Below are 18937 nucleotides of genomic sequence, written 5' to 3'. Positions count from 1 at the left end.
GGTCATGTCCAATAAAGTCAAACTCGCCGGGATTCCGTTTCCGGGGCGTCCGGAATGGGTCATTCCCCCGCTGTCTCTCGGTTCGCTCGAGCTGCTGCAGGACCGAATCGGAAAGCTCTCGCTCGGCGGGACCGATCCGGAAAGCATCCGCACGATTGTGGACGCAACGCACATGGCGCTCGTCCGCAATTACCCCGACGTGCCCCGCGACCAGGTTGCGGCCGAGATCGACCTCGGAAACATGATGGACGTTATCGCGGCCGTGATGGACGTCGCAGGGGTACGCCGGAAGGAACTCGAGGCCGGGGAGGTCGAAAAAAAAGCGGCGGCGACGAGCCCTTAAGCTGGCCCCGCATTTATGCCCACGTCTGCGCCAATACCGGGTGGGCGTGGGAGTACGTGCGGAACTGTGTGGACCTGCCGATGCTTGAGGCGCTTAACGCCGAATGGCGTCGGCATCCGCCGGTTCATCATCTTGTCGCCGCGTATCTCGATTACAAGCCGGCCGACCAGCCCGGCGCGCCCATGTCGAAAGAGCAAGAGGCCGAGCTGCAAAAGCTCGTGCAGGCATCGCCGCAAATCTCCGGGGCGCCTGCGCTTGACACGTCCGCGTGGGACGCATTCGTCAATAAAGGTGGGGAAAAATGAGCGACGGAAACAAGACGATCAACTATGAGATCACGGCCGAGAATGCTCAGTTTGTCCGCGCAATGGAAGGCTGCGCGAGCGTCACGACGCAGGCGACCGCGAGCATTAAGGGGAGTCTCGAGGGGGTCGGCAAGGCGTTCGAGGCTGTGCAGAAGCAGCTCGTCGTTTTGGCCGCCGTGGTCGCGGGCGGCAGCTTTTTTAAGGAGGCGATCGCCGAGTCGCAAAAGCTGACCGCCGAGACGATGAACCTCTCGCGGCGCCTCGGCATGACGGCCGAGGATGCCTCGGCGCTGAATACGGCGCTCGGCGACATTGGCTCGGATTCGGACACGTATATCGGCGCGTTCGACAAGTTCGCGAAGCAGCTCCGGACGAACGAGGACGGGCTGCAGGCGATGGGCCTGCAGACGCGCGACGCGAACGGGCACCTGCGCGACTCGAACACGCTATTTCAAGAGGCGCTCCGGAAGGTCGGCGAATACAAGCCGGGCCTAGATCAGACGACGGCGGCGCAAACCCTATTCGGCAAAAGCGTCGACGACGCGATGAAGCTGCAAAAGCTGAATAATCAGGTGCTCGACGACGCCCGGCGGAAAAACGAGGAACTCGGGCTCGTCGTCACGAAAGAAGGGGTCGAGGCGTCGAAGGCGTACAAGGCGGCAATGAACGACGTCGGCGACGTGCTGCTCGCTGTAAAGAATGTGATCGGCCAAGCGGTGATGCCGATTTTTGCCGACCTGGGCAATCTGTTCGCCGAGGCCGGTCCGCAGTTTGTAATGATCTTTCGCGGGGCGCTCACGGCGCTGACGCTGGTTTTCCGGGGGCTGCAGGCCACGGTTAAGACGGTGGCCGGGGTTGTGTTCGAGTTCATCGGGCAGACGGTCGACCAGCTCGGGAATTTGTCGGAGCTAATGGGCGCGCTGTTGTCCGGCGATTACAAGGGCGCGGCGGACGCGTGGGACAAGTTGAAAGCCCGCTACGCGCAGGGAATCCGCAACGTCGTCAATGCGGGTCGTGACGCGTTCTCGGATGCCTCGGACGCGTGGGGCGCCGACATGGGGCGGATCTGGGGCAATGGGACGGCAGTCCCTGCGCCGAAGGGTGGCGGCCGGACGATGGGGGAATTCGGCAGCAGCAAAAAGAAGGGGGCGAAACAAGAATCTCGCATGTCGGAGTGGGAGGCCGAACTCGCCGAGAAAAAGCTCGTGATCGCCGAGCAGGGACGCGCCGAGGGTGCGTTCCGCGAAATGAGCAAGGCCGAGGAGCTGGAATATTGGCAAGCGATCCTGTCGCGCGGATCGCTGACACAAAAAGAGCTGCTCGCGGTGCGCCGGAAGGTCGCCGAGGAGGGGCTCGCGATCGATAAACAGGCGTTCGAGGCGCGGCTCGAGGGGCTGCGGGTCGAGCGCGAGGAGGCCGGGAAGAACTTCGCAGAGCGGACGCGCCTGGCCGCGCAGGCGTACGCCGAGACGGTCAGCAAGTACGGCGAGGAAAGCAAGGAAGCCCGCAAGGCTTACGCGGACGTGCTCGCCGAGCATCGCGCGTTCGTGACGCAGTCGCAGGCCCTCGAGGCGAGCGCGGCCGAGGCCCGGCGCGATCGGGCGGTCGGCGAGATTGAACTCGAGCGGATCACGCTGCAGGAGCGGCTCGCGCTCGGTGATGTCACGAAATCCGAGGCGCTGCAGGCCGAGGCGGCGTTCGAGCGGCGGCTCTATGAGATCAGGGCGGCGGCGCTGCAGGAGCGGCTCGCGTTGATCGATCCCGATAAAGACCCGGTGGCGTATGACCAGGTTAATCGGCAGATCGAGCAGTCGGAGACGCAGCACCAGCAACGCCTGGCGCAGTTGCGCGGGCAGGCGAGCGTCGAGGCCGGCAAGGGCCTGTCGGGGATGATTAACTCGCTCGAAAGCGGGTGGGCCTCGCTCCTCGCGAAGATGGCGCAAGGGCAAATGACCCTAAACGACCTCATGCGCGGGATGTTCTCGAACACGATGCAGACCGTAACGCAGACGCTCGCGCAGCTCGCGGTGAAGTGGGTCGCGCAGCGCCTCGGGCTGTCGTCGCTCGAGTCGCTCTTGATGGGTAAGCAGGTCGCGGAGCAGGCGGCGGCCTCGACGGCGGTCGTCGGCGTAAAGGCGGCCGAGGCGACGGCGGTCGTCTCGGCGAATGCGGCCGAGGGTGCGACGGCGGCGGCGGCGGCGGTGGCTCCGATCCCGTTCGTTGGGCCGGGCATGGCGGCTGCGGCGTTCGTCGGGACGATGGCGCTTTTGATGGGGGCGACAAGCGGCATTAAGTCGGCGAGCGGCGGCTATGACATTCCGGCCGGGGTTAATCCGATGGTGCAGGCCCATTCCGAGGAGATGATTCTCCCGGCGAAGTACGCCGACGTTATTCGCGGGATGGCGGATGGTGGCGGTGGCGGTGGCGGCGGTGGTGGTGGCGGGGGCTTCTCCCCAGTCGTGAACGTGCAGACGTTTGCACCTCGCGACATGGTCCGCGAGCTGCAGCGGGGCGGCGCGGTAACGCGTGCGCTCGCCGGGGCGCATCGCAATTTTCAGAAGGTGGGGGGCTAAATGAGTAACGCGATTTTCCCGGTGCTGCCGGGGCTGTCGTGGGGCGTCCTCAAAGCTCCGATCTGGAAAACCCAAACGCAAGAGTCGGTAAGCGGGCGCGAGCTGCGGTGGACCTCAATGGTTTATCCGCGCTGGCGCGTGACGCTCTCTTATGAGTTCCTGCGGGCCGGCGGCGGGTTTGCCGAGCTGCAGGCGCTCGTCGGGTTTTTCAATTCGCGGCGCGGGGCGTGGGATGACTTCCTCTGGCTTGACCAGGACGACAACGCGGTCGCCGATCAGCAGATCGGGGTCGGTAATGGCGCGCTGGTGGCCTTTACGGTCTATCGCACGTTCGGGGGCTTTTCGGAGCCGGTGCTTAACTATGTGTCGGCCCCGGTGGTCAAGGTGGGGGGCGTGGTCAAAACGGCCGGGGTTGATTACACGATCACGGCCGGCGTGCTGACGTTTTCCGCAGCTCCGGCGAATGGCGCGGCCGTGACCTGGTCCGGGCAGTTTTACAAGCGGGTCCGGTTCGAGCGCGACGAGTCGGAGTTCGAGCAGTTTCTCCGTGATCTGTGGTCGGCTAAAAAAGTCGTCCTCTTGACTGTGAAAGAGTAATCAATGAAATCCGTCGAGCCGGCCCTCGCGACGCTGTTGCAGTCGTCGAGGGCTTTTTTCGTTGTGGAGCTGTTCACGTTGACCTTGATCGGCGGGCAGATTTATCGCTGGTCGGGCGCGGACGTGGGTATCGCCTACGGTGGCAACACGTACGCGACGGGGCCGATTGTCGAGCGCGGGGCCGTGAAAACGGGTGTCGGCCTCGCGGTCACGAGTTGCGACGTCACGTTTTACGCGACGGACGCGATTACGGTCCTCGGGCTCCCGCTGCTGCAGGCGGCCCGGCGCGGGGCGCTCGATGGCGCCGAGTTGAAGATCGTCCGGGCCTTTACCGACGACCCGGCGAATCCGATCGTCGGGTCGGTGTCTGTGTTCGAGGGGCGGCTCGCGGACGCCGAGATTCTGTCGAATGCAGCCCGCTACACAGTCAAGAGCCCCGTCGAGCTGCTCGACGCGCCGTTTCCGCCGTATGTCTATCAGCCCGGGTGCGTCTGGTCGCTTTACGGGGCCGGCTGTGGGGTGTCGAAAGCGGCGCACGCCCTGGCGGTGACGGTGCAGGGCGGGAGCACGCGCTCGGTGATCGTGTGCGGCGTGACGGGCTCGGCGACGTACGACCTCGGCGAGATTGACGGCGTGACGGGTGTCAATGCTGGCGTGCGGCGGACGGTTAAGCAGCACACGGCGGGGCAGCTCGTCCTCTCGTTCCCGCTGCCGGACGCTCCGGCGGTGGGGGACACGTTCACGGTTTACAAGGGGTGTGACCGGACGCAGGCGACGTGCTCGAGCCGGTTCCCCGGTCAAGGGCGGTTCAAGGGGTTCCCGCTCGTTCCACGTCAGGAGACGGCAGCATGAAAAACGAAAACGATGCACGGGCGGCGATCGTCGCCGAGGCGCTGCGGTGGGTGGGTACGCCCTGGCACCACGGCGCCGAGGTGCTCGGCGCGGGTGTGGATTGTGCGCGGCTGGTCAAGGCGGCATACGTCGGCGCCGGGGTGCGGCCCGACTTCCGGGTCGAGGACTATCCGATCGATTTCATGCTTCACGCGGACGCCGAGCGGCTGGTCGAGACGATCGAGGCTCAGGGCGGCCGGCTGGTCGAGGTCCCGCAGGCTGGGGACGTGGTCGTCTGGCGGTTCGGCAAGTCGTTTTCGCATGCGGGGATTGTGGTCGAGTGGCCGGCGGTGGTGGTGCATGCCTTCCGGCCGTGGGGTGAGGTGGTCGCGTCGCCTGGTGATGCCGACAAGCTCTCAGGCCGCGAGGCCCGGTTTTATTCTCTCTGGTGATCTCTCATGTCCTTTTTTGGTGCTCCTGTCGCGTCCTCGGGGGTCAATCGAGTTTCGACGCTGACAATTCAAACGAGCGCGTACGGTGTCGCGATCCCGCGCGTGTGGGGGACGGCTCGTGTCGCGGGTAACTTGATCTGGTACGGGGATTTCACGTCGACGGCGCAGTCTGCCGGCGGCGGAAAGGGGGGCGCCTCTTACGTCGCGGGCTATACCTATTCGTCGTCGGTGCAGATCGGGCTTTGTGACAATCCGATCACGGCGCTCCTGTGCTCGTGGGAGAACAAGACCCGGATGACCTTCACGGCGGCGCCTGACCAGTCGGCGGGCTCGCTCGGTCAATCGCCGTGGGCGTACCTCTCGGCCAAGCATCCGACCGAGGCGCTCGCGTATCCGGGCCTTGCGTGGGTGGGGGTGGCAAACGGCAACCTCGGCACGACGCCGACGCTCCCGAGCTTGTCCTATGAGGTGCAAACGGCATCCTCGGGCGCGGGTGGCTCCTATGACGCATCGCCCGCGGTGGTCGTTCAGGACATTTTGACCGATGCGGGCTTTCCGGCGTCCCGGGTCGGGGATTTGTCGGCCTATACCGATTTCGTGTTTGCGTATGGGCTTTTCCTTTCGCCCGTTCTCGATCAGCAGCAGCGGGCCGGAGATCATCTTGACAAGGTTTTCGAGATGACTTGTTCCGCGCCGTTCTTTTCCGAAGGGAAATTGAAGGTCGTCCCGTACGGCGACACGCAAAAGACCGGGAACGGCCGGACCTTTACGCCGATCGTCGCGCCGTCCTACGCGCTGACCGACGATGACTTTCTCGCGATCGAGGGCGAGGCGCTTCCGATCCGGATCGTCCGGAAGTCTCCCGGCGATCAGAAAAATTCTCTGCGGCTCGAGTTCAAGGATCGGGCGCTCGAGTACAACACGAACACGGTGGAGGTGCAGGACGACGCGCACGCGGCGCAGTTTGGACGCCGTGCGAACCCCGAGACGCGGACGTATGAGGCGATCAAGTCTCAATCGGTGGCGCAGTCGGTCGCGTGGCTGCAAATGCAGCGGGGCCTCTATGTGTGCAACACGTACGAATTCAAGCTCGGCTTGAAATTCTGCCGGCTCGAGCCGATGGATATTTTGACGCTGACTCATGCGGGGCTCGGGCTGTCGGGGGCTCCGGTCCGGGTGCTCGACGTCGAGGATTCTCCGGACGGGAAAATTACGGTCACGGCTGAGGATTTCGTCCAGGGGGCCGGGCTGGCGCCGACCGTCCCGTCGCCGCCGTCGTCGGGCTACTCGACTAACGCGAACGTCGCGCCGGGGAATGCTGCGGCGCCTGTCGTGTTCGAGCCGCCGTTACAGTTGGCGGGCCAGCCCGAGATTTGGCTCGCGACGGGGGGCGGGGCGAATTACGGCGGGTGTGACGTCTGGGTGTCATTCGATGGCACGACGTATAAGAAGATCGGCACGCATGCCGTGAAATCGCGCTTTGGCGTTACGACGGCGGTCTTTCCGACTGGCGTCGATCCGGACACGACGAGCACGCTCTCGGTCGATCTGACGGCGTCAGGCGGGGTGCTCTCTGGCGGGCTGGCGCAGGATCGCGACACGTTCAATACGCTGTGCTGGGTCGGCGGCGAGCTGGTCAGTTACCAGACGTCGACGCTCGTCTCTGCGGGCCGTTACAACCTCTCGAGCCTGCGGCGTGGTGCCTATGGGTCGCCGATCTCGGCTCATGCGTCGGGCGCCTCGTTCGTGCGGCTTGACGGTAACGTGTTCCGTTATGCCTACGACCCGTCGCTCGTCGGCAAGACGCTTTATCTCAAGCTGCAGGCGTTCAACCTTTACGGCGCGGCATATCAGGACCTCGCGGCGCTCTCTCCGGTGGCGTACACGGTGCAGGGCTATCCGCCTCCGAATCTCTCGGGGTACGCCGTCGCGACGGCGGGGGATGGGACGCGCGTCCATACGTGGAGCACGTCGGCGGCCGTGGTAAGCGGCGCTGTTGTCGAGGTGCGATTTAGTGCCTCGGCGGGCGCGGCCTGGTCGGCAATGTCGGTTCTCGGCCAAGCCCCGTACGGTGGCGGTCGCCTCGAGGTGCAGACGCCTGCGGCCGGTACATGGACGTTCGAGGCCCGCATTCGCGACACGTTCGGCGCGATCAGCGCGACGGGCGCCCGGACGACGGTCACGCTCGGCGCGGCTCCGGTTGGGGCTGTTGGTGGGGCAAATCGGGCGTTCAATACGTCGGCCCATCCGCTTTATCCAAATGATGATGGGTGGTCGGTTTGGACGAATGCCGGCAGCGGGTTTGCCGGCAGTGAGGCCGATAGGGGGTATGTTCTTCCGGCGTGGGCTACCTATGCGATGCCTGGCGGCGCATCGCGGTATTTGCATGCCGTTGGTTCGGTTGTTGTCGGGCGAGAGCTGGAATGGAATGTCCATCCGCAGCAAATCCAAGTTCTTCCGGGCACGCGCGTCGAGGCTTACGCATTGACGGGTGCCATGCGCTGTACGGCAGCAGTGTGTATCAACTGGTATGACGGATTGGGGGGGCTTACGCAGGTTACGGTCGGAAGTAATGTGTCCGAGAAGCCCGGCGGCACCACGCTAGCTGACTTCAAGAAAACGGGCGGTTTTGCCGTGGCGCCGGCCGGTACTCGGTGGATGTCGCTTTGCGTCAAGCTCAGGGACATGACGGGGGCTGATGCCTATGTGTTCTTCGATCAGGCTTACATTGGCGAGGCGCTCGACGCGCAAAGTGGATTCTCGCCCTGGTCGGATGGTGCTCGGGCGGTCACTAATACGTCACAGCTCACCGATGGGGCAAGCCTCGGGCAGACCGCGAAATGGTCGGGCGTAACGGGGGCTGGGAGGCCGCAGGACAACGCGACTGCAGGCGCTACGCTTGGCGTGAATGTCGACGGTCAGATTACTGCGAGTAACGTCGCGGCGCTGGTTGGAGCTGGCGCGATGGGTACGAGCCAGCTCGCGGCCCAAGCTGCTACGTCGGTCATGCAGTCGGCGAGCGCGACCTACTCCGGCATTTTGTCGGGGTCGACGACGGCGATCGGATTCTTTGACTTGCTCGACGAGGCGAAAACGGGCGCGGTGGTGGCGATGGAAAGCTGCGGCATGTTCTGGCCTCAAGGTGCGATGGATGTCTATTGCACGATTACGGCGGTCCCCGGGACGCCGAGCGGGCCGGGGCTAGGGTTGCCGTGGGGGACCGAGTACGTCCTTGTTTCGGAGTTCCCGATCGCGAAGTTTTCGGGGGTTGATGAGCGGGGATATTCGATCGGCACGTCCTTTGTGCTGCCGGCTGTGCAAAACATCCGGGTATTCGTAAAGCTGCGGCCGGCTGGTGCGTTGTTGAACGTCAAACAGGCGACGCGAATCGAGGTGATGAAACGATGATGGGCGCAATTTTTGGGCCGGACGGGGTGTTTACCGGGCAGACCGTCGCGGGGTCCGATGAATCGTTAATGCTGCGCATGGTGCCGGAAGGCATGAGCGTTTGGCGCTATGAGGCGGCCCCGCCGGACCCGCTGCGGTGGCGTGTCGAGGGGGGCGAGCTGGTCGATTACCGGCCGCCGGCTCCGCTGGATACGGATCGCGAGGTCTGGTCGTGGGACGCCTCGGCCTGGCGCTGGGTGTCCTCGCCGACCGTCTCGGCGGCGCGGGCGGCGGCGGTGGTGCAGATCGACGAGGCGGCCGGGCGGGCGCGGGCGCGCTATATCACGACGGCGCCCGGTCAGGACGCGACCTATACGGCGAAGTACGCCGAGGCGGTCGCGTACCGGGTGGCGGGTTATCCCGACGACCTCGCCGGGTGGCCGTATGTGGCCGGCGAGAGCGCGCCTCGTGCGGACCGTACGGCCCGCGAGGCGGCGGACCGGATCATCCGCCTTGGGCAGTTGTGGGGGGAGGTGATCGGGCCTCAGATCGAGGCGACGCGGGTCAATGGAAAGGATCGGCTCGCGGCGCTGGGTGATGCGGGCGCGATCGCCGAGTTTGCTGCGCAAGTCGTCGCGGCGTTGGATGCAGTCTAAGAAAGGGGGTTTTTGTGGGCTTGAAACAAGTCGCGATCGGAATCGACCAGCTCGGTAACACGCTGGCCGGCGGCTACGCGGACGAGACGATTAGCGCGCGGTGTTGGCGTTTGCGCGGCACCTCGCGGCGCTGGCGTATGGCGTGGCGGGTGGTCGACGCGATTTTCGGCGCGGGGCATTGCTGCGGGGCTTATGAGTCCGAACGGCTCCGCTCGCAGTCGCCGCCGGAGTACCGTCCGGCGCCGTAGTTGTGCAGACGTCTGCAATCGATTTGACCCGCTTCGGCGGGTTTTTCTTTTTTGGGGGGTGCATGTGTCGGGCAAGGATGATCCGGGCGTAGGGCTCGGGGTGGTTCAAGAGGCGCTCGACGGCGTTCGCGAGGACGTCCGGGAGATTCGGGCGGCAATGTCGAAGATGGCCGACGCGGTCGTTCGGCTGGCCGTGCTCGAGGAGCGTCACGCGGTTGTGTCGAGCGCGCAGGATCGGGCCTTTGGCGCAATCAGCAAGCTCTCGGATCGCGTGCGCGATCTCGAGCAGGCGATCCCGGAGAAGCTCGAGGCGCGGATTCGTGATCTTGAGCAGGCGCAGCCGGTGCAGCGGCTTACGTCGGGCTGGATTGTCGCGGCGTGCGGCTTTTGTGGCGGCCTGTTTGTAATGGTGGTTTTGAAAAAAATCGGGGTGATGTGATGAAGCGTTTTCGTTTTTGGGTGATGGGCGTCGCGTCCGTCGCGGTGGCGGCGCTGTACCTGGTCGCCGATCCGGACGGCGGCCGGCAGTTTGCGGAGCAGCTCCGCGCGCTTGTGGGGGTGGTGTTCGCGCTCCCGCTGGTCTATCTGGCACGGCGGGCGCTCGCTGAGTCGGTGCGCGGGCGTGACCTGGCCGAGCTGGTGCGCGATGGCAACGTCGCCGCCGGGCTGGCGTATCTCGGCCTTCGCGTGCTCGAGGTCGGGCTCCTGCTGGTGATCTGTGGCCGGGCGCCTGCGGCCGAGCTGCCGGCCGGGGCTGTGCAGTATCTCCCTGTGCTGCAGTCGGAAGTCTCGGCCCGCTGGCCGTCGATGCCGGCGCCGTCGATGCTCGCGGCGCTGGTGGAGCAGGAAAGCGGATGGAGGGAGCGGGCGACGCTCCACACGTCGCGCGAGGACGGCGTCGGCCTCGGGCAGTTTACGCGGGCGTACGGTGCAGACGGGCGGCTCCGCTTTGATGCGCTGGCCGAGGTGTCGCGGCTCGACCCGTCGCTCGCCGCGTGGTCGTGGGCGGATCGCTATAACCCCCGGATGCAGCTCCGGGCGGTGGTGGTGAAAGTGCGAACGTGTCACGCGCGCCTCTCGCGCCTGGTGCGCGACGATTACAACGCGCTGGCGATGTGTGACGCGGCTTACAACGGCGGCGAGGGCGGCGTGATGGCCGAGCGTCGACTATGCGCGCAGGCGCCCGGGTGTGACCCGGGCGTCTGGTTCGGCAACGTCGAGGCGCATTCGACAAAGAGCCGGGCGCGGTGGCACGGCTACGGCGCGAGCGCGTTCGAGATCAATCGCGGGCACGTTCAGAACGTGATGATCGTCCGGCGGGCGAAGTACGTCGCGGCGCTGGGGGCGTGATCGTGTGGACTGTGCCTATTCCGTGGGCGTGGCGGGCTTTGGTGTGGGGCGTGCTGTTGATTGCTGCCGGCGTTGTCGGCTGGCTTGACGGTACGACCCGCGCCGGGTCCGAGGCGCTGCGCCGCGACCAGGTCGCGGCCGAGGTGGTGGGTCGTCGCGTGGGCGAGCTGCAGGAGCAGGCCCGCGCGGCGGAACGAAAGCATGCCGAGGCGCTCGCCGAGGTGTCTCGAGACTATCAGGAGAAAATCAGTGAACGTGATCGACAACGCACGGCGGACCGTGCTGCTCTGCTGTCTGGCGCTCTGCGCCTGCGCGACCCCGGCCCCGCCCCGGCTGGTCGAAGTGTCGCCGCCTCGGCTGGCGCCGGCTCCTGCGGATGTGATGGTCCCCCGTCCCGCGAACTTTCGGGCGCGGCTGCTGGGTTTCTTCTCGACCTCGCCGCCGACGCCGACGCCGTCGCCGACCAGCTCGCCGCCTGTCAGCGGGTTGTGACCGAGGACCGCGCGGCGGGTGGTGTGCCGTGACGGGCTAGGCGTAGGGGTCCGGGGCGTCCGGAATGTCGGGCGCCGTTGTCCTCGCGTCGAGGAGTGCGCCGGTTTTGCGGTGGATGTTGAGCACGCGGCCGGCGCCGGTCTTTGAAATGAGCTGTATCGTGATCGGCTTCGGGCCGTTGGCGTACGGGTCCGCTCCGGCGTGGAGGATCACGATCCGCTCGAAGGTGTCGGCGACCATGTTCCGGATTTGCAGGCGGGCGTCGTGGTCCATGCCGAGGGCACGCTCGGCCAGCGCCGACCAGGCGCTCGCGAGGGCGGGCGTCGTGCTCCTCGAGGCGACGGCGGCGAGTTCGCGCTCTGTGGCGGTGGCTTCGGTGTTGAGCTGCTCGAGCTGCGCCTCGAGGTCGCGGGCGCGGCGGGCGAATGCGACCGGCGCCGGGCCGTCGTCGTCGAGGAGCGCGTCCGTAATCTTTGCGATCTGGCGCTCGACCTGGGTGATCTCGAGTCGGAGTTTCGCGAGGCGAGCGCGGGGCGTCTGCAGGTCCGGCCCGCCTTCGGTGATCGCGGTCAGGTTCATTTGATCCGAGCACCAGGCGAGGAGGGCGTGCTCGACCGGGACGACCGAGCACGTCCCCGGCACGGGACATTCGTGGGCGTGCGCGTTGCGTTGGCACGTCAAACGGCGGTGGCCGTCCTGCGGTATTCCGTCCGGGCGCTTGTTCCGGGTCATGAGGTTTTGCGCGACGACGGCCGCGCCGCAGTATCCGCAAAAGGTCCGTTTCATGCCGGTAATCAGGCCGACGATGTCGCCGCGTCCTCGGCGGCGGCTCCGGTCGCCGAGGAGGTGCTGCAGCTCGGCCCATTCGTCGGCGGTCATGAGTGCCGGGTAATAGTCGAACATGGTGTATTCCTGGCCGTCTATCTCGAGCCGCTTCGCACCGTAAAGCGCGGGCAGGCGCAGGAGCTTATAGATACTCGACGCGGCCCCGCCTTTGGGGGCGAGCTTGAGGCCGTGCGCGTTTAGCTCTCGGATGATCCGGGTGGCCCCCTCGCCGGCCCGGAATAGCTCGACGGTCCGGCGGACGGCGGCGACGTGCTCCTCGACAAGCTCCCAGCCTTGGCCGGACCTTCGGACCCATGCCGGATCATGGCCGTTGTTGATCGGCCCGCGATACGTGCCGGCGATCCATTGCTCGCAAAGCCGTCGAATCGATGCCTTCACGCGGACCGACTTCGTCTCGCTTTCCTTGTGTGCTTGGATCATCAAGAGGAGGCTATAAACGAGGTCCATCGGCTGCGCCTTGAGGCCCTCTCTGTTGTATTCCCGGCCGTCGCTCGCGGTAACGACTGTTATCCCCGCGTTGATGATCTGCGCGAGCTGCGCCTGCGCGACGATGGGCTCGGCCCGGCTGAGTCGGTCGAGTGCCTCGACGATCAGGACGGACCCGGGCGAGATCGTGCCGGCCGATACAGCCTCGAGAAAAACCCCGAGCGCGCCTTGCTTGATGTGGCGCTGGTGGTACGCCGAGAGGCCCTCGTCACGCATCGATAACGACTCGTCGAGGGCGAGGTCGTGCGCGGCGGCCCATTGGCGCGCGTAGGCTGTTTGGCGATCGATGCTCGAGCCCGCCGATTGCCTCGGGTCCGAGAACCGTAGATAACTGTATACTCGCGGTTTAGTCATTTTTAGGCTGCAGCATGAGCAACAAACCGCCAAGTATAGGTGTAGTTAGCCTTGGGTGCCCCAAGGCCCTGGTCGATTCCGAACACATCCTCACCCGTCTGCGGGCCGAGGGCTACGAGATCTCGCCGTCGTATGAAGGCTCCGATCTGGTGGTCATCAACACCTGCGGCTTCATCGACGCAGCGGTGGAGGAATCCCTCGACGCCATCGGCGAAGCCCTCAACGAGAACGGCAAGGTGATCGTTACCGGGTGTCTCGGCGCCAAGGAAGACGTGGTGATGGCGGCCCACCCGCAAGTGCTGGCCGTCACCGGCCCCCACGCCACCGAACAGGTCATGCAGGAGGTGCACAAGCACCTGCCCAAGCCCCACGATCCGTTCATCGACCTGCTGCCGCCCCAGGGCGTCAAGCTCACGCCTAATCACTACGCCTACCTCAAGATTTCCGAAGGCTGCAACCACCGCTGCACCTTCTGCATCATCCCGTCGCTGCGTGGCGATCTCGTCAGCCGCCCGATCGGCGACGTGATGCGCGAGGCCGAGAACCTCGTCAATGCCGGCGTGAAGGAGCTGCTGGTCGTCTCCCAGGACACCTCCGCCTACGGCGTTGACGTGAAGTACCGTACCGGCTTCTGGGGCGGCAAGCCCGTCCGCACCAAGCTCTACGACCTGTGCAACGCGCTGGGCGACCTGGGCGTGTGGGTGCGCCTGCACTACGTGTATCCCTACCCCAGCGTGGATGACATCATCCCGCTGATGGCCGAGGGCAAGATCCTCCCGTACCTCGACGTGCCCTTCCAGCACGCCAGCCCGCGCATCCTGAAGGCCATGAAGCGCCCGGCCAGCACCGAGAACAACCTTGAGCGCATTCGCCGCTGGCGTGAGATCTGCCCCGATCTCACCATCCGCTCCACCTTCATCACCGGCTTCCCCGGCGAAACCGATGCCGATTTTGAAGAGCTGCTGCAGTTCCTTGAAGAAGCCAAGCTCGACCGCGTGGGCGCCTTCGCCTACTCGCCGGTCGAAGGTGCCGCCGCCAACGAGCTGGCCGATCCGGTGCCGGAAGAAATCCGCGAAGAGCGCCGCATCCAGCTGATGGAATTCCAGGAAGACATCTCCACCGAGCGCCTCGAGCGCTTCATCGGCCGCGAGATGACCGTCCTGGTGGACGAGATCGACGAGGAGGGCGCGCTGGCCCGTTCGCCCGGCGATGCGCCCGACATCGACGGCCTGGTCATCATCCCGGCTGGCGAGAACCTCGAGCCCGGCGAGTTCGCCCGCGTCCGCATCACCGACTGCGACGTCCACGACCTGTACGCCGAACCGATCTGACCCTCGGACCCCTGTAGGTCGGACTTCAGTCCGACTCCGCAGCCCAAACCCCGGTCCTGTAGGTCGGACTTCAGTCCGACAACGCTGTCCGATATGAGCACGATGTCGGACTGAAGTCCGACCTACAGGGAATCGCCAACCGTTTCGTCACCCGGACACCCATGAAACGCACCCCCCGCATCGGCATCGCCCTCGGCAGCGGCTCCGCCCGGGGCTGGGCGCATATCGGCGTGTTGCGGGCGCTGGCCCGCGAGGGCATCGAGCCGCAGATCATCGCGGGCTGCTCCATCGGCGCCTTCGTTGGCGCCGTGGCGGCGGCGGGGGATCTGGAAAAGCTCGGCAGCTGGGTCGAGACCCTCGGCTGGCAGGACGTCGTCGGCCTGATGGACATGGGCCTGCGCGGCGGTCTCATCAAGGGTGATCGGCTGATCACCTTCTTCGAACGCAACTTCGTCGACCGGGATTTCATCTCCCTCAGTCACAGCTTCGGCTGCGTCGCCACTGATCTGCAGAGCGGGCACGAAGTCTGGCTGCGCGAAGGCAGTGTCTCGGCGGCCGTGCGCGCCTCCATCGCGCTGCCCGGCCTGCTCACGCCGTCGTGGCAGGATGGCCGGCTGCTGGTGGATGGCGGCCTCGTCAATCCGGTGCCGGTGTCGCTGGCCCGGGCGATGGGCGCCGACATCGTCATCGCCGTCGATCTCAACTCCGATGTCGTTGGCGCCGCCTGGCGCAATCATCGCCCCGAACCCGAACGCAACACCGAAACCACCGCCAACGGCTGGTCGAAGCGCCTGCTGTCCCGCTTCGGGCGCAACAACGCGCCGCCTACCGATGAGCCGGAGGAAGAGCCGGAAGGCACGCCTTCCATGCTCACCGTGATGCAGAGCAGCATCTCCATCATGTCGGTGCGCATCGCCCGCAGCCGTCTGGCCGGCGAACCCGCCGACGTGCTCATCTCCCCGCGCCTTGCCCAGCTTGGCCTGATGGACTATCACCGGGGGTGTGAGGCGATCGCCGAAGGCGAAGCCGCCGTCGAGCTTGCCCTGCCGTCCATCCGCCGCGCCCTCGGGCGCTGAAATCCGTCCTTCGCCGGGAGGCGTCCCATGAATGCCCTGATCGAAACCCTGCGTGCGATCGTCGGCGAGCCCCATTGCCTGGTGGCGGACGCCGACAAAGCTCCCTATCTCACCGACTGGCGCGGCCGCTACACCGGCACCGCGTCGGCCGTCGTGCTGCCGGCCGATACGGCCGAGGTGTCCGCCGTGGTGCGTGCCTGCGCCGACGCCGGCTGTGCCATCGTGCCCCAGGGTGGCAACACCGGCCTGTGCGGCGGCGCCACGCCGCTGGCGGGCAGTGCGGCGGTGGTGGTCAATCTCTCACGGCTGCGCCGGGTGCGGCGGGTTGATCCAGCCAACAACGCCATCGTCGTCGAGGCCGGCGTCACCCTGGTGGCCGTGCAAGCCGCGGCCGAGGAGGCCGACCGGCTGTTCCCGCTCTCCCTGGCCAGCGAAGGCAGCTGCGAGGTGGGTGGGTTCATCTCCACCAACGCCGGTGGCGTGCAGGTGCTGCGCTACGGCAACGCCCGCGAGCTGGTGCTCGGGCTGGAGGTGGTGCTCCCCGACGGGCAGATCTGGGACGGCCTGCGCGCACTGCGCAAGGACAACACGGGCTATGATCTCAAACAGCTTTTCATCGGCGCGGAAGGTACGCTGGGCATCGTCACCGCGGCGAGCCTCAAGCTCTTCCCGCGTCTGCGGGCGTCCGCCACGGCCTGGCTGGCGATCGCCGATCCGGCCGCGGCGGTCGACCTGCTCGGCCGGCTGCGTGCGGTGGCCGGCGATCGCGTCACCGCCTTTGAGCTGGTCAGCCGGCAGTCGCTGGATCTGGTGCTCCAGCACATCCCCGGTGCGCGCGATCCGCTCGCCGATGCGTATCCCTGGTATGTGCTTGTCGAGCTGACCGACACCCGCATCGACGCGGGCCTTGAGGAGCTGCTCGAAGAGGAGGTGGGGCAGGGCGTCGATGCGGGGCTGATCCTCGACGGTACCATTGCCGCCAGCACCACCCAGGCCGCCGCCCTGTGGGCCTTGCGCGAGAACATCTCCGAAGCCCAGAAGCGCGAAGGCGTGAGCATCAAGCACGACATCTCCGTGCCGGTCAGCGAAATTCCCCGCTTCATCGCCCTCGCCGGAGAGCGTCTCGAAGCCGCCTACCCGGGCCTGCGCATCGTGTGCTTCGGCCATCTGGGCGATGGCAACCTGCACTACAACCAGTCGCGGCCAGTGAAGGGCGAGAACAGCGCCTTCATCGAGCGCACCGCCGAGGTCAATCGGATCGTCCACGGCCTCGCAGCCGAGCTGGGCGGGTCGATTTCTGCCGAGCATGGCATCGGCCAGTTGAAGCGCGATATTCTCATGTTCTACAAGCCCCCGATCGAGCTTGAGATGATGAAGATCCTCAAGCGCGCCTTCGATCCGGAAGGGCGCATGAATCCGGGAAAATTACTCTGATGTGACGCAGTGCACGGGCGATATGTGAGCGATATCTCATTGATATTTCTAGGCTCAAAATGGGCATTGGCGTATTTGTCGGAATTTTTGACACATCCTGAAAAGCGCCACCCGCGTTTTTTTTAAGCTCATGAATTTAAAAAAAATTAACTGTCTGGCACGTAACCTGCTTCTTTTTGAGCTGGAAACAGATTTTGATGTGGCGCCAGTTCGCCGTGCGTTCAAGAGGCGGCCAGCCCCAGCAATCTGAACCTAAGGTTCATTACAAGGAGATTCAACTCATGAAGAAATCGGCTCTGCTCGTCGCCGTTGCGCTGGGTACTCTCAGCGCTGGCGCCAACGCCGCGGTGTACTCCACCACCTTTGAAGGCCTCAACGGCAACTTCCTCATCAACAACTTCGGCACCGACATGCCGGGCGCCACCCCCACGCTGCCGGATGCGGATCGCACCTTCAATGTGTCGCTGACCAACGTCAACGGCAAGGTCACCATCGAAGTCCCGGTTGCCGGCATCTACGACATCTACGCCAAGGCTGGCTCCAGTTCCGTCATCGATTTCGACGGCGTGGTCGGTCCCGACCTGGGCGTGGCTTATGCTGCAAACACCAAGATCGGCACGGGCCCGCTGGCCGTCACCGGCGTCAGCACCAGCCTGCTCGAGTTCAACTTCAATGGCACCAACGCCACCACGCTCAAGCTGGACGGCGTGAGCCAGGCGATTCCGTACACCACCGGCAGCCTCACCGTCACCGGCGCTGCGGCGACCTCCCTGTTCGGCACCCTGCTGGGCCTGGGTGGCTTCCTGGGCGGCGCAGTCTCCGGCACGGTCGATATCCTCTATCAGGTCTATCAAGACCGTATCGACTTCGCCATCGACGAGACCAACCTGGTTGGCGGTAGCTTCGAAAACGCGCTGCTGGTGCTGGACAACATGCCTGCCGGCACCATCCCGGGCAAGGGTGCTGGTGACCGTAATGGCATCATCGACGGCACCTTCGCCACCAATGGCGTGCTTTACGCCGTTCCGGAACCCGCCTCGATGGCGCTGCTGGGCCTCGGCATGGCTGGTCTGGCTGCAGTGCGTCGCCGCAAGTAAGCCGCTTCGCTGCACCGGCTTGTCCGGTGCGGTATGCGTGATCAAACGGCAACCGTCAGGTTGCCGTTTGTGCTTTGTGTGGGGCTGGGCGGGCTGGATGGATGTTTTTTTTCAGCAAAATGCAGAAAAGGGTTTACAGCCTCCTGGAGCATGTCTATAATGCGCTTCTCGTTGCACGGGGGTATAGCTCAGCTGGGAGAGCGCTTGCATGGCATGCAAGAGGTCAGCGGTTCGATCCCGCTTACCTCCACCAAACGACTTGCAGTACATAGGGTCCCCATCGTCTAGAGGCCTAGGACACCGCCCTTTCACGGCGATAACCGGGGTTCGAATCCCCGTGGGGACGCCAGGATCAAGCGTCCTGCAGCAATGCAGGCAGTCGCAACCAAGACCGGGTTGTGGCGGCAGTTAAAGTGCGGAGTGGTAGTTCAGTCGGTTAGAATACCGGCCTGTCACGCCGGGGGTCGCGGGTTCGAGTCCCGTCCACTCCGCCACCAACAGAAACGAAGAAGGCTCTGCTTTCTTTGGGCTGTAATAGCAGTCCCCATCGTCTAGAGGCCTAGGACACCGCCCTTTCACGGCGATAACCGGGGTTCGAATCCCCGTGGGGACGCCACTTTAGCCAGGAGTGGTCAAGCTAGTAGTTGTTGTGTTGTGGGGGTATAGCTCAGCTGGGAGAGCGCTTGCATGGCATGCAAGAGGTCAGCGGTTCGATCCCGCTTACCTCCACCAAACAACCGAATACACAGGTCCCCATCGTCTAGAGGCCTAGGACACCGCCCTTTCACGGCGATAACCGGGGTTCGAATCCCCGTGGGGACGCCAGGATCAAGCGTCCTGCAGCAATGCAGGCAGTTGCAGCCAAGCCCGGCTGTGACAGCAGTCAAAGCGCGGAGTGGTAGTTCAGTCGGTTAGAATACCGGCCTGTCACGCCGGGGGTCGCGGGTTCGAGTCCCGTCCACTCCGCCAGTCATTTCAAAAGCCTCGCAGATCCTGCGAGGCTTTTTTGCGTTGGTTTCCTGAGTCTGGTGGCCTGTGGTTGTCGGCTTCTCCCTCCTCCTGTTTCCGTTGTGTGTCGC

The 18937-nt window shown here is 65.1% G+C and carries 16 protein-coding genes and 7 tRNA genes; 22 read left to right on the top strand and 1 reads right to left on the bottom strand.

The features are described from left to right. The first annotated feature begins 4 nt into the window (after positions 1-4). The 11 genes from QQK25_RS01235 to QQK25_RS01185 all read left to right on the top strand — a co-directional run bounded on the left by QQK25_RS01235 (position 5) and on the right by QQK25_RS01185 (position 11266). Positions 5-343, top strand: coding sequence for a hypothetical protein (locus QQK25_RS01235; RefSeq protein ID WP_284186377.1), 339 nt, complete (start codon positions 5-7; stop codon positions 341-343). Between the two features lie 68 nt (positions 344-411). Next, a complete protein-coding gene (locus QQK25_RS01230) occupies positions 412-648 on the top strand; it encodes a hypothetical protein (RefSeq protein ID WP_284186376.1) in 237 nt (78 codons plus the stop codon). After that, positions 645-3221 (top strand): hypothetical protein, encoded by a 2577-nt coding sequence (locus QQK25_RS01225; RefSeq protein ID WP_284186375.1) that lies wholly within the window; start codon positions 645-647, stop codon positions 3219-3221. The genes QQK25_RS01230 and QQK25_RS01225 overlap by 4 nt, the downstream gene beginning before the upstream one ends. Next, positions 3222-3818, top strand: a complete 597-nt coding sequence (locus QQK25_RS01220) for a DUF2460 domain-containing protein (protein ID WP_284186374.1) — start codon at positions 3222-3224, stop codon at positions 3816-3818. 3 nt (positions 3819-3821) lie between these two features. Further along, on the top strand, positions 3822-4670 hold the full coding sequence (locus QQK25_RS01215; RefSeq protein ID WP_284186373.1) for a DUF2163 domain-containing protein: 849 nt from the start codon (positions 3822-3824) through the stop codon (positions 4668-4670). Next, complete coding sequence (locus QQK25_RS01210) at positions 4667-5101, top strand: C40 family peptidase (RefSeq protein ID WP_284186372.1); 435 nt, start codon at positions 4667-4669, stop codon at positions 5099-5101. The genes QQK25_RS01215 and QQK25_RS01210 overlap by 4 nt, the downstream gene beginning before the upstream one ends. A 6-nt stretch (positions 5102-5107) precedes the next feature. Continuing rightward, complete coding sequence (locus QQK25_RS01205) at positions 5108-8509, top strand: phage tail protein (protein WP_284186371.1); 3402 nt, start codon at positions 5108-5110, stop codon at positions 8507-8509. Beyond that, on the top strand, positions 8506-9144 hold the full coding sequence (locus QQK25_RS01200; protein ID WP_284186370.1) for a hypothetical protein: 639 nt from the start codon (positions 8506-8508) through the stop codon (positions 9142-9144). The genes QQK25_RS01205 and QQK25_RS01200 overlap by 4 nt, the downstream gene beginning before the upstream one ends. Positions 9145-9456: 312 nt before the next feature. Further along, complete coding sequence (locus tag QQK25_RS01195; protein WP_284186369.1) at positions 9457-9831, top strand: hypothetical protein; 375 nt, start codon at positions 9457-9459, stop codon at positions 9829-9831. Next, positions 9831-10742 (top strand): transglycosylase SLT domain-containing protein, encoded by a 912-nt coding sequence (locus QQK25_RS01190; protein ID WP_284186368.1) that lies wholly within the window; start codon positions 9831-9833, stop codon positions 10740-10742. The genes QQK25_RS01195 and QQK25_RS01190 overlap by 1 nt, the downstream gene beginning before the upstream one ends. A gap of 50 nt (positions 10743-10792) precedes the next feature. Continuing rightward, on the top strand, positions 10793-11266 hold the full coding sequence (locus tag QQK25_RS01185) for a lysis system i-spanin subunit Rz (protein WP_284186367.1): 474 nt from the start codon (positions 10793-10795) through the stop codon (positions 11264-11266). Positions 11267-11270: 4 nt separating this feature from the next. Here QQK25_RS01185 and QQK25_RS01180 read toward each other — a convergent pair whose 3' ends face one another. Beyond that, a complete protein-coding gene (locus QQK25_RS01180; RefSeq protein WP_284186366.1) occupies positions 11271-12920 on the bottom strand; it encodes a recombinase family protein in 1650 nt (549 codons plus the stop codon). Positions 12921-12934: 14 nt separating this feature from the next. On the opposite strand from QQK25_RS01180, the gene rimO reads away from it, so the two are divergent. The 11 genes from rimO to QQK25_RS01125 all read left to right on the top strand — a co-directional run bounded on the left by rimO (position 12935) and on the right by QQK25_RS01125 (position 18827). Then, positions 12935-14251: a 30S ribosomal protein S12 methylthiotransferase RimO gene (rimO, locus tag QQK25_RS01175; RefSeq protein WP_284186365.1), complete on the top strand. Its 1317-nt coding sequence runs from the start codon at positions 12935-12937 to the stop codon at positions 14249-14251. 161 nt (positions 14252-14412) lie between these two features. Beyond that, the gene (gene rssA, locus QQK25_RS01170; RefSeq protein WP_284186364.1) at positions 14413-15327 is read left to right on the top strand and encodes a patatin-like phospholipase RssA; all 915 of its coding nucleotides are present in this window, start codon (positions 14413-14415) and stop codon (positions 15325-15327) included. Positions 15328-15354: 27 nt separating this feature from the next. Beyond that, positions 15355-16761 (top strand): FAD-binding oxidoreductase, encoded by a 1407-nt coding sequence (locus QQK25_RS01165; protein ID WP_284186363.1) that lies wholly within the window; start codon positions 15355-15357, stop codon positions 16759-16761. Positions 16762-17042: 281 nt separating this feature from the next. Continuing rightward, entirely contained in the window at positions 17043-17858 is an 816-nt protein-coding gene (locus QQK25_RS01160) for a PEP-CTERM sorting domain-containing protein (RefSeq protein ID WP_284186362.1), read from the top strand. Between the two features lie 177 nt (positions 17859-18035). Then, positions 18036-18111: transfer RNA gene (locus QQK25_RS01155), tRNA-Ala, on the top strand. Between the two features lie 20 nt (positions 18112-18131). Continuing rightward, a tRNA-Glu gene (locus QQK25_RS01150) sits at positions 18132-18207 on the top strand. A gap of 68 nt (positions 18208-18275) precedes the next feature. Next, positions 18276-18352 (top strand) — tRNA-Asp (locus QQK25_RS01145). Between the two features lie 46 nt (positions 18353-18398). Beyond that, a tRNA-Glu gene (locus tag QQK25_RS01140) sits at positions 18399-18474 on the top strand. 40 nt (positions 18475-18514) lie between these two features. Then, positions 18515-18590: transfer RNA gene (locus tag QQK25_RS01135), tRNA-Ala, on the top strand. A 17-nt stretch (positions 18591-18607) separates the two neighbouring features. After that, positions 18608-18683 (top strand) — tRNA-Glu (locus QQK25_RS01130). 67 nt (positions 18684-18750) lie between these two features. Continuing rightward, positions 18751-18827, top strand: a tRNA-Asp gene (locus QQK25_RS01125). Positions 18828-18937 lie beyond the last annotated feature (110 nt).

Source organism: Zoogloea oryzae (assembly GCF_030161255.1).
GTDB lineage: Bacteria > Pseudomonadota > Gammaproteobacteria > Burkholderiales > Rhodocyclaceae > Zoogloea > Zoogloea oryzae.
This window is presented reverse-complemented; position numbering and strand designations above follow the sequence as displayed.